The sequence below is a fragment of the Duganella sp. GW821-FHT01E12 genome, from assembly GCF_059422325.1.
The window spans coordinates 60,869-71,332 of sequence record NZ_JBWKWR010000002.1; the positions used below are offsets into that span (position 1 = coordinate 60,869).

A 10,464-nucleotide genomic window follows, 5' to 3' on the forward strand; every position below is an offset into this window, starting at 1 on the left:
CAAGGAGTAGGACGATGTATCAACTACAAGTGGAAAACATGAGCTGCGGCCACTGCGTGGGCGCGGTGACCAAGGCGGTGCAGGCGGTCGATGCGGCGGCGAAGGTCGAGGTGGACCTGGCCAGCAAGACCGTCCGGATAGACAGCGCCACCCCGCTGGCGCCGCTGAAATCGGCCATCGCCGACGCGGGCTACCCCGTCACCGGCGCGGCCTGATTATTTGTCCAGCTCCGGATAGCGGCGGAAGATGCCGTCTTCATTGAACGCTATCCGCCGCTTGGACTTGACGTAGGCCGCGATATTGGGCCGCAGCGCCACCTTGTCGCGCAAGGCGATCAGCGCCGGATACGCTGGTTCCAGCCGCGCCATCGTCTTCGGAAACGCATACCGCAAGCCTTCAATCAGCTGGAACAGCGACAAGTCCACATACGTCAGCCGCGAACCGACCGCATACCCTCCCCGCCCCGGATTGCGCGCCACCACGCCCTCGAAATAGTCGAGGAACTTCGGTATGCGCTCCTCGCGGAAGCACCTGGCGCGCGCCTTGGCCTCCTTCTTCTGCTCTTCGTAGTACTTGCTGACGGCGATGGGATGGTGCGTGTCGTGCACCTCGTTGACGATGTCGGCGATGGTCAACTGCAGCTGGTTGGTCCACAGCCGCCCCGCCTCCGCGCGCGGCGCCAGGCCATGGCGGGCGCCGATGAACATCAGGATGTTGGCCGTCTGCCCGATCAGCAGCCCGCCCGCACGCAGCACCGGCGGCGCGAACGAGGGATGGTCGACCTGGCCGCCATCGAGGCAGGCCAGCAGCGCCGGCATGCCCTTCTTCTGGCGCGCCACGTCCACGTACGGCACGGCCGCCTCCTCCAGCGCCAGGCGCACGAATTCGCCGCGGCCCTGCAGGCCGTCCCAGTAGTAAAGTTGGTATGGTGTCGTCATGCCAAGATGGTAGCACCGACAACGACGCAGCGCCGCCCAAAACGATATTCAGTACACGGTTATAATCGACCGTTGACCCGACCACTTCCCATACGCCATGCCACCAGTCCCTCCGCTTGAACTCCACATTGTCCTGATGGTCGCCGCCGCCGGTTTCCTGGCCGGCGTGCAGAACGCCCTGGCCGGCGGCGGCTCGTTCATCACCTTCCCGGCGCTGCTGCTGGCCGGCCTGAATCCGCTGGCCGCCAACATGACGTCCACCATCGCCCTGTTCCCGAGTCAGATCACCTCCGCCTACGCCGGCCGCAAACTGGCGGGCGACGTCGGGCCGCTGACGTTCAAGCAGATGCTGATCATCAGCGCCATCGGCGGCGTCTTCGGCGCCATCCTGCTTTTGAATACGCCGCCGTCCTTCTTCGCGCGGCTGGTGCCGTGGCTGGTGCTGTTCGCCACCAGCGTATTCGCGTGGGGCAGCTTCCGCAAGAAACCACTGCACGCGGCAGGCAGCATGCCGCCCTGGACGCTGATGCTGGTGCAAAGCTGCATCGCCATCTACGGCGGCTACTTCGGCGGCGGCATCGGCTTCCTGATGCTGGCCGCGCTGACCATCGCCGGCCAGCAGGTGCGCGCAGCAGCCGCCACCAAGAACGTGCTGGCGATGGCGATGAACGCCGCCGCCACGCTGATCTTCGCCACCTCCAGTTTGATCAGCTGGCCGGCCGCGCTGGCGCTGTGCGTGGGCGGCATCGCCGGCGGCTTGTGCGGCGGATGGCTGATCCACCGCCTGCCGGAAAAAGTCATGCGCGGCTTCGTGGTGCTGGTCGGCGCCGCGCTGACCGTGTGGATGTTCGTCAGAACGTAGCCTTCAACGTCAGGCGGAAGGTGCGCGGCTCCACCGGATGAAAGTGGATGTCGTTGACGCCTTCGGCCGGCTCGCCCGGCAGCCGCGATGGATAGTAGTAGTCCACGTCGCTGGCCTTGCGGTCGAACAGGTTGAAGGCGTCCAGCGACACGGCCCAGCGCCGGTCTATCCTGTAGCCCACCCGCGCATACGCGATCGCCGTCGTCGCCGAACGCTGGCTGTTATCCTCGATCAGCGGACGCGGGCCGAAGTAACGCATCTGGAACGCGCCGGACCACGGCCCCAGGTCGGCGACGGTGGCGCCGAACGAGGCCACCTTGCCGACCGCGCCCGGGATGTAGTCGCCCGCCGCGTCATGCTCGGTGTAGTGCGCCCGCGAATACGCCAGGTCCAGGTCGAACAGCAGCCATGGCGCTGCGATGTAGTGGTTGTTCCACTCGATGCCGGAACGGTAGCTGCCGCGGCTTGCCGCCGTATCGCCCGCGTCGCCGGAGAACACCAGCTCGGACGCGGAACGCAGCTTCCACAAGGCCATCGAACTTTGCAGGCCCGGCACGAACTCGGTGCGCACGCCCAGTTCCGCGCCGCGCGTCTTGACCAGCGGCGTGACCGGATCGATAGGCTCGCGCTCCTTCGGCGTCAGGTGCACGGTGGTGCCGCGCGCGTCGTTGCTGTGGAAGCCCTCGCCGTAGTTGATGAAGAACTCCGTCCTGGCCCATGGCCCCAGCACCACCGCCAGTTTCGGCGACGTCATGCCGTCGCTGACCTTGCCCGTGTTCTCGGCGATATTGCTGCTGACATCGAAGCGGTAGCGGTCGTAGCGCAAGCCGGCCGTGGTGCGCAGCCATTCGCGCCACTGCACCGTGTTCTCGAAATAGAGCGCGGCATTGGCCTCCTTGACTTTCGATTCGGTGATGGTGCCGGTGATCTGGCGCTTGACGGTGCTGTACAGCGCCAGCGGCGACATGTAGTCGTAACGTCCCTGCACGCCGACCTTGTTGTTCACTTCCAGCCCGCCCCACTTGCCGAACCACGTCTTGGCCACATCGACGCCCGTCATGCGGCGCTTCTCGGTCTGGCGCGACTGGTCGCCGTTGACCGGATCGTCGAGGAAGTAGGTGAAGTCGTTGTACAGGTCCAGGCTCGATTGCACCACATAGGCGTTGGCCTGCAACAGCGTGTCGCTGGTGCGCTGGCGCAGCGTGGCGGACACGCTGTAACGCGAGGTGATGCCGCCGTCGCTGGTGTCGATGGCGCCGTATCGCCCGATCTCACCGCTTTGCACCGCGCGCAGCGGGATCTGGTTGCTGGCGTACCAGCCGCCCTTGTAGGCCATGCCGGTGACGCTGAACTGGTTGTCGCTGCCGCCCTGGCTGTAGCGCAGCACGCCCAGGCTTTTATGGAAGGCTTCCGGGCTGACCCACGGGCCGTTGTTGTGGCCCAGCTCCGCGCCGTAGACCAGGTTGCCCGCGCCCAGCGGCGTCGAGCCGGTCAGGTTGGCACGGTAGTACTGGTGCTCGCCGACCGTGATGCTGGCGGTGCTTTCTTTGAGCTTGTTCGCCAGTCCCATGTGCGCCGCGCCGGCCGAGGCGAAGTCGCCTTCGTCCGCGTAGTACGGACCCTTTTTGTAGTTGATGCGGTCGACCAGCTCCGGCATCAGGAAATTCAAATCGGTGTAGCCCTGGCCGTGCGCGTGGGCGCGCATGTTGACCGGCATGCCGTCGACGAAGGTGGCGAAGTCGGTGCCGTGATCGAGGTTGAAGCCGCGCAGGAAGTACTGATTGGCCTTGCCGTCGCCGCTGTGCTGCGTGACGATCACGCCGGGCACGAACTCCAGCAGCTCGCCGGGCCGCAATGCGGGACGGTTGGCGATCAGCGCCGCCGTCACCGAGCCCTGGCTGGCGGCGCTGGACGTGCCGACGCCGTTGTCGTAGTGGCCGCGCACTTCAACCGCCTCCATCACAGGCTCGCCGTTGGTCGCCACCGGAAGCGTTGCCGCCAGCGCGGCTATCGAAAACAAAATCATGAATGACCCTTCAATTTGAATCGCGCCACATCCAGTCCCGGCTCGGGGCGCAGGCGCGCGCGAACGGCGCGTGCGCAAGGCACGGCCGCCTGCCGGCAAAGCCGTGGCGCGCAAAATCGATGCATAGATGTAGAGCGAAACAGATGCAAGCCGCTCACCTCCCCGTGAGCGGATTGAAAAGAAATGCCTGGGCATTTCCACCTGTCCTGGCCGGTATCCGGGCTGGCAAGCGACACCGCCTGACCTTCCCATGCGACTGCACAGTGGTCTGAAGAGGCGGATTTGTCGTCAACGACGACGCTTGTTTACCGTTGCGGGGGCAGCACATGTTGGCTGGCGTGGCCAGCTCCATGTTTCCCGTTTAACTGCGCGCCTGGACAGGCGCGCGGGCACCAAAACGGGGCGATTATACGTTAATCGGCCAGCGATTGGAGGATGGGACAGTCGGGGCGGTGATCGCCGTGGCAGCAGCTGGCCAGCGTTTGCAGGGTGTCGCGCATTTCGGTCAGCTCGGCGATGCGCTGGTTCAGCTGCGCCACGTGGCCCATGGCGATGGACTTGACGTCGGCGCTGGCGCGTTCCTTGTTCTGCCACAGCGACAGCAGGTCGCGGATCTGGTCCAGCGAAAAGCCCAGCGAACGTCCGCGCTTGACGAAGCGCAGCGCGTGCAGGTCGTTGTCACCGTAGATGCGGTAGCCGGCGTCGCTGCGCCGCCCCGGCGGGATCAGGGCGATGCTTTCGTAGTAGCGGATCATCTTGGCCGATACGCCGCTGGCCGCCGCTGCCTGTCCGATGTTCATGCTTGTCCTTTCGATTGATCCGGCTTCCAGCGGCGCAGCAGCAAGGCGTTGCTGATCACGCTGACGGAGCTGAGCGCCATCGCGGCGCCTGCGACCATGGGGTTGAGCAGGCCGAAGGCGGCCAGCGGTATGCCGACCAGGTTGTAGATGAAGGCCCAGAATAAATTCTGCCGTATCTTGCTGTAGCTGCGGCGCGAGATCGAGATGGCGGCGGCCACCAGCGCCGGATCGCCGCGCATCAGCGTGATGCCGGCGGCGTGCATGGCGACGTCGGTGCCGCTGGACATGGCGATGCCGACATCGGCGGCGGCCAGTGCGGGCGCGTCGTTGATGCCGTCGCCGACCATGGCGATGCAGGCGTCGCCGGTCTTCAGGCCGGCCACGGTGCTGGCCTTGTCGGCCGGGAGCATGTTGGCCACGACGCGGTCTATGCCCAGCTCCTTGCCGACGGCGTCGGCGCTGCCCTGGTTGTCGCCGGTGAGCAGGATGGTTTGGATGTGCATGGCGCGCAGCGCCTGCAGCGCGGCGCGCGCTTGCGGCTTGACGCGGTCGCCGAAGGCCAGCAGGCCAAGCAGCTGCGCGGGCTGCGGCGCGTTCGATGCGGCCAGCCAGGAGATCGTCAGGCCTTGCCGCTCCAGCGCGGTGGCGCGGGCGCTCAGCGCATCGAGTGCGACGCCCTCCTCCTGCATCAGCCGCGTGCTGCCCAGCATCAGGCGCATGCCGTCGACGATGGCCGACACGCCGCGCCCGGGCAAGGCGGTGACGTCGGTAGCGGTTGGCGCGGCGGCGGCGCCATCGCTCGTGGCGTTACGCGCGGCGGCGGCATCGGTGACGGCGCGGGCCAGCGCGTGTTCGCTGCCGCGCTGGATGGCGGCGGCCAGTTGCAGCAGCCGCCCCTCATCGATGCCGGCCGGCTCCAGCGCCACCAGCGACGGTTTGCCTTCCGTGAGCGTGCCGGTCTTGTCGAACGCCACGGTGGTGATGCGGTGCGCCAGCTCCAGCGCCTCCGCGTCCTTGATCAGTATTCCGTAGCGCGCCGCCACGCCGGTGCCGGCCATGATGGCGGCCGGCGTCGCCAGTCCCAGCGCGCACGGACAGGCGATCACCATCACCGCCACCGCGTTGATGATGGCCCGCTCGGCGTCGCCGGTCGCCAGCCACCAGCCGGCGAAGGTCAGCGCCGCCAGCACCAGCACCACCGGCACGAACACCGCGCTGACGCGGTCCACCAGATGCTGCACCGGCGCCTTGGCCGCCTGCGCATCCTCCACCAGCCGGATGATGCGCGCCAGCGTGCTCTCCGCGCCCACCGTGGTCACCCGCACCAGCAGCAGGCCCTCGCCGTTGATGGCGCCTCCCGTCACGCGGTCGCCGGCGTGGCGCGCCACGGGCAGGCTCTCGCCGGTGATGAGCGCCTCGTCCACATGGCTGGCGCCCTCCACCACCTCACCGTCCGCCGCCACGCGCTCGCCCGGTCGCACCACCACCAGCTCACCCGGCCGCACATCGGCGATCGGCACCTCGACATCCTGCGCGCCGCGCCGCACCCGCGCCGACTCCGGCCGCAGCACCTGCAAGGCGCGAATGGCCGACGTGGTCTGGCGCTTGGCGCGCGCCTCCAGCCATTTGCCCAGCAAGATCAAGGTGATCACCACGGCCGACGCTTCGAAGTACAGGTGCGGCATGGCGGACGTCGACACCAGCAGCTGGTAGACGCTCAGGCCATACGCGGCGCTGGTGCCCAGCGCCACCAGCAGGTCCATATTGCCGCTGCGGGCGCGCAGCGCCAGCCAGCCGGCGCGATAGAAGCGCGCGCCAAGCCAGAACTGCACCGGTGTCGCCAGCAGCATCTGCACGCGGCCATCCAGCATCCAGTGGACGCCGGCCAGTTCCAGCAGCATCGGCAGCAGCAGCGGCAGCGACAGCAGGGCCGCCAGCAGCACCGCGCGGCCGCCGGCCGGATGCGCCAGCGAGGGCGCCGCCGGCGCGGGCGCGGGGGCCGATGGCGGCAGTTCCGGCGTGGCGTGGTAGCCGGCCTTGTCGACCGCCTGCGCCAGCAGCGCGAAGTCGAGCGGCTGCGACGATTCCACCCGCGCCGACTCGGTGGCCAGGTTGACGCTGACCTTGGCCACGCCCGGCACCGCGGCCAGCACGCGTTCGACGCGGCCCACGCAGGAGGCGCAGGTCATGCCCTCGATGTTGATCGATTGCGCTACAGGAGAGGCGGAGCTGGACATGGCAATCCCAATGGAAGACTCGATGAGAACAGCATCAAGTATCCCACGATGGGAAGGTCAAGTCCAAATTGCAGGCGCGACGCGGCTTAACGCACTTCGCAGTCGATGGTATTCGACTTGCCCGGGCCGGTGCTGGCCGAGGGCGCGGTGCTCTGGTTGAACACCGGCGGCGGCGCGAACTGTATGCCCGGATTGACCGGCAGGATCACCGGCGGCGTCCGGAAGTTCGGCGTATAGCCGAACTGGCCGGCGCTGAAATTGCTGGAGCCGGACGGGTTGGTCACGTGGATCAAGCCGTCGAGCACCTGCACGTACAGGCCCGGCGCGCGCACCCCGCCCGGCGGCAGCGTCAACTGCGCCAGCATCAGCGGCCGCACCGGCGCGGCCAGCCGGTCCAGCGCGGCGGTGCTGGCCAGGTTGTAGGCCAGGCGCGAGGCCAGCGCCTCCTCGCTCGGCTCGACGATGTCGGCGATGAAGGTGGTGCCGCGGATGCCGATGGTCGCGCTCGGCGTCTTCATGGCGAACTTTTCCTTGTTGCGCTTGCCCAGCAGGCCGGTGACCGAGCGCAGGCCGCCCTTGACCAGACTGAACGAGGCGTTGTCGGCATCGGGCTTGCCGGCGTCGTAGCTGAAGTTCTCGACCTTGAAGGTGGTGCCGGGCTTGAGCGTGATCTCGCTGTTGTCGATGAATTTGACCATCGCGTAGGTGTTCTTCTCCGTCACCAGCATGTCGCCGCTCTCGACTTCGGAGCGCATCGACAGGATGCGCACCACGCCGTCGGCCTTCTTGGACAGCAGCGGCCCGCTCAGCTGGACCACCGTGCCCACCACCTGCGCCGCCCAGCCGGCGCCGGCCAGGCCGCACATCGCCAGCAACAGCAAGCCTTGCAGCAGGGCCCGGATAACCATGGAGTTTTTTGGCTGTGACATGTTCATTTCCAGTCAATTCAAGTGGGCGGCGCGCTCAGTACGCCAGCCCCAGGCGCAGGTGCAGGCGGTTGGCGTTGTCGCGGCCGGTGACGCCGGCGTGGACCACGTGGCCGAAATCAAGTTGCAGGTTGACGTAGGTCGACAGCACGAAGCGCGCGCCGACGCCGGCGCTGGCGATGGTGGTGCTGCTCAGCTCGCCGGCCAGCGCATGGTTGCGCTTGACGTAGGCGGTGTCGTAAAAGCCCAGCAGGCGGCAATTCCAGGCGGCGCGGGTGCAGAGATTGGGCGTGTAGGCTTCCAGGTTGAGGCTGAGGCCGGAATCGTTGGAGATCTCGCGCTCGATGAAGCCGCGCACCGAGGTCGCGCCGCCGGCGCCGAACTGCTCGCCGGGGATCAGCGCGTCGCTGGTGTACTGGCCGTTGGCGATGGCGCGCAGCTGCCAGTCGTTGGTCAAGGCGCGGCTCAGGCTGCCGGCCACGCGCAGCATGGTGTAGTCGGCCTTGGCGCCGTCGCGCGCCAGCGTGAACGCCCGCTGGTCGCCCTTGCTGCCGCCGGAGATATTGCGCAGCAGCGTCACCTGGCCGCTCAGCTCGCCCTGCTTGAGCGGCAGCGTGGCCTGGTAGCTGACGCTCAGCGGATGCACGGTCACATCGTTGCCCAGCTCCTGGCCCTGCAGCTGCACGCTGTTCTTGAACGCCTTGTAGTCGATGCCGTAGCTGAGCTTGGATTCCAGCTCGCCGCGCTTGGCCAGTCCCTGGTTGTAGCGCGCGCCGTACACCGCGCCCTTGCCGCTGACGGCCAGGTTGACCGCGCCGGCCGACACCGTGCCGGAATCGACGTTGGAATAGCTGGCGAAGAAGTCCATCGAATCGCCCAGCGCGTACAGCGGGACGTGGTAGCCGGCGCCGTACACCTTGACGCGGCCCGGCTCCTCGGCCGAGGTGGTGTATTGCAGCGAGGCCAGGTGGTCGCGGTTGAACAGGTTGGCGTTCTGCAGGATGAAGCCGACGTGGGTCTTGCCGGTCTGCTCGGTGCCGGTGTTGTCGATGTTGGCCATGGCCTTCCAGACGGGCTGGTCCTTGACGTCCAGCACGGCGTCGACCTCGTCGTCCCGCTCGCCGCTTTGCAGCTTCAGGGTGACTTCTTTCGCGGGACTCTCGTTGCCCTGCTTCAGGTTGGCCGAGATCGCCTTCAGGTCCGGCGTGCGGCCCTCCTGCAAGGCGGGCAGGCTGCGGCGGATATTGTTCTCGTCGAAGTACAGATTGTTCTTCACGCGGATGCGGCCGAGGCGCGTTTCCACCACGCGCAACACCACCACGCCGCGGTTGAGCTCCTGCTCCGGCAGTTCGATCGTCACCACGTTGTAGCCGCGCTCGTGATAGACCGCCTCCAGCGCCTCCAGCGCGCGCTGGACGTCGCCGAAGTCGCGTTCCTTGCCGGTGAATTTGGCCAGCAGCGCGTCGACCTGCGCCTGCGGCAACAGGGTGTTGCCCTTGACCTCGAAACGGGAAATCTCAAAACGGATGGGGGCACTGTCGGCGGCCGGCTCGGCCGTCCAGGCGGAGGCCGCGGCGGCGGTCAGAAGTGAACCTGCCAGGAAGCGGGTTAAGCTATTTCTCATGGATTCGCTCGTAGTTGTGGGCTGGCGCACTGTGCAAGCGCTCAACCGATGCTAGCATAGCCGCCATATTCAATGCCTATTTGAAACGCCATTTTTGATAGGCCCGGCGCCGAGTGTTGGATTTCAGCTCACAAACGGACCCGTCGCGGGGACGGGCCCAGGTTGGGCAAGGCGCCGTCAATTGCAGTACATCTTCTTGACCGGCTCGTTTTTGCTCGCGAGCACATCGACCTTGCCGCCGGACTTGTCCTTGTCGTCCGGTACTTTATCGTCCGGCTTGCTGGTGCCGCTGCTGCTGCCGGACGAGGTCGAGGCGGTGCTGGTGTCCGGCGGCGACGCCGGCGTCGGGCTCTTCATAATTCCGCCCTGGGTGACGGTGTTGATGATGTTGACCGTCGAGTTCAACGCCTGGCTGACCGGTGTCGGCGCCTGGCTGCCGCCGGCCGCTGCGGCGGCGGCAGCGGCGGCGTCGGCGGCCGCCTTGGCTTCGGCGGCGGCGCGGGCCGCAGCGTCGGCGGCCGCTTTGGCGGCGGCATCGGCGGCGGCTTGGGCAGCATCGGCGGCTGCCTTCGCAGCGGCATCGGCTGCGGCTTGGGCAGCATCGGCTGCGGCCTTCGCAGCGGCGTCGGCGGCGGCCTTGGCGGCGGCATCGGCCGCTTCCTTGGCGGCGGCATCGGCGGCGGCCTTGGCGGCGGCATCGGCCGCTTCCTTGGCTGCGGCATCGGCGGCGGCTTTGGCGGCCGCGTCGGCGGCGGCTTTGGCCGCGGCGGCATCGGCGGCAGCCTTGGCGGCAGCCGCATCGGCGGCGGCTTTGGCGGCAGCCGCATCGGCTGCGGCCTTGGCGGCGGCCGCGGCATCGGCAGCCGCTTTGGCGGCGGCATCGGCCGCGGCCTTGGCGGCGGCATCGGCCGCTTCCTTGGCTGCGGCATCGGCGGCGGCTTTTGCGGCCGCGTCGGCGGCGGCTTTGGCCGCGGCGGCATCGGCGGCGGCCTTGGCGGCAGCCGCATCGGCGGCGGCTTTGGCGGCAGCCGCATCGGCTGCGGCCTTGGCG

General features: G+C 67.7%; 8 protein-coding genes, 1 pseudogene and 1 riboswitch. Of the genes and pseudogenes, 2 read left to right on the plus strand and 7 right to left on the minus strand.

Going from position 1 to position 10,464, the window contains the following annotated elements:
* The first annotated feature begins 14 nt into the window (after positions 1–14).
* Complete coding sequence (locus tag AC07WS_RS05550) at positions 15–215, plus strand: heavy-metal-associated domain-containing protein (protein WP_494728104.1); 201 nt, start codon at positions 15–17, stop codon at positions 213–215.
* Here AC07WS_RS05550 and AC07WS_RS05555 read toward each other — a convergent pair whose 3' ends face one another.
* On the minus strand, positions 216–938 hold the full coding sequence (locus tag AC07WS_RS05555; RefSeq protein WP_494728105.1) for a glutathione S-transferase: 723 nt from the start codon (positions 936–938) through the stop codon (positions 216–218).
* Positions 939–1,035: 97 nt separating this feature from the next.
* On the opposite strand from AC07WS_RS05555, the gene AC07WS_RS05560 reads away from it, so the two are divergent.
* The gene (locus AC07WS_RS05560) at positions 1,036–1,800 is read left to right on the plus strand and encodes a sulfite exporter TauE/SafE family protein (protein WP_494728106.1); all 765 of its coding nucleotides are present in this window, start codon (positions 1,036–1,038) and stop codon (positions 1,798–1,800) included.
* Here the strand turns inward: AC07WS_RS05560 and AC07WS_RS05565 are convergent.
* The 6 genes and pseudogenes from AC07WS_RS05565 to AC07WS_RS05590 form a co-directional block, all read right to left on the minus strand.
* Positions 1,790–3,826, minus strand: coding sequence for a TonB-dependent receptor (locus AC07WS_RS05565; protein ID WP_494728107.1), 2,037 nt, complete (start codon positions 3,824–3,826; stop codon positions 1,790–1,792). The two genes, AC07WS_RS05560 and AC07WS_RS05565, sit on opposite strands and share 11 nt — an antisense overlap.
* Positions 3,827–4,017: 191 nt before the next feature.
* A riboswitch (cobalamin riboswitch) is annotated at positions 4,018–4,238 on the minus strand.
* 1 nt (position 4,239) lies between these two features.
* The gene (cueR, locus tag AC07WS_RS05570) at positions 4,240–4,626 is read right to left on the minus strand and encodes a Cu(I)-responsive transcriptional regulator (protein ID WP_494728108.1); all 387 of its coding nucleotides are present in this window, start codon (positions 4,624–4,626) and stop codon (positions 4,240–4,242) included.
* A complete protein-coding gene (locus tag AC07WS_RS05575; protein WP_494728109.1) occupies positions 4,623–6,863 on the minus strand; it encodes a heavy metal translocating P-type ATPase in 2,241 nt (746 codons plus the stop codon). Before AC07WS_RS05575 ends, cueR begins: the two co-directional genes overlap by 4 nt.
* 86 nt (positions 6,864–6,949) lie before the next feature.
* Positions 6,950–7,771, minus strand: a complete 822-nt coding sequence (locus tag AC07WS_RS05580) for a FecR family protein (RefSeq protein WP_494728110.1) — start codon at positions 7,769–7,771, stop codon at positions 6,950–6,952.
* A gap of 55 nt (positions 7,772–7,826) precedes the next feature.
* Positions 7,827–9,413: a ShlB/FhaC/HecB family hemolysin secretion/activation protein gene (locus tag AC07WS_RS05585; protein ID WP_494728111.1), complete on the minus strand. Its 1,587-nt coding sequence runs from the start codon at positions 9,411–9,413 to the stop codon at positions 7,827–7,829.
* A gap of 177 nt (positions 9,414–9,590) precedes the next feature.
* Positions 9,591–10,464 (minus strand): annotated as a pseudogene (locus AC07WS_RS05590) (hypothetical protein); the annotation flags it as partial.

Coding starts and splice junctions, on each gene's coding strand:
- AC07WS_RS05550 (WP_494728104.1), top strand. CDS start 15: ATGTATCAACTACAAGTGGAAAACATGAGCTGCGGCCACTGCGTGGGC.
- AC07WS_RS05555 (WP_494728105.1), bottom strand. CDS start 938: ATGACGACACCATACCAACTTTACTACTGGGACGGCCTGCAGGGCCGC.
- AC07WS_RS05560 (WP_494728106.1), top strand. CDS start 1,036: ATGCCACCAGTCCCTCCGCTTGAACTCCACATTGTCCTGATGGTCGCC.
- AC07WS_RS05565 (WP_494728107.1), bottom strand. CDS start 3,826: ATGATTTTGTTTTCGATAGCCGCGCTGGCGGCAACGCTTCCGGTGGCG.
- cueR (WP_494728108.1), bottom strand. CDS start 4,626: ATGAACATCGGACAGGCAGCGGCGGCCAGCGGCGTATCGGCCAAGATG.
- AC07WS_RS05575 (WP_494728109.1), bottom strand. CDS start 6,863: ATGTCCAGCTCCGCCTCTCCTGTAGCGCAATCGATCAACATCGAGGGC.
- AC07WS_RS05580 (WP_494728110.1), bottom strand. CDS start 7,771: ATGGTTATCCGGGCCCTGCTGCAAGGCTTGCTGTTGCTGGCGATGTGC.
- AC07WS_RS05585 (WP_494728111.1), bottom strand. CDS start 9,413: ATGAGAAATAGCTTAACCCGCTTCCTGGCAGGTTCACTTCTGACCGCC.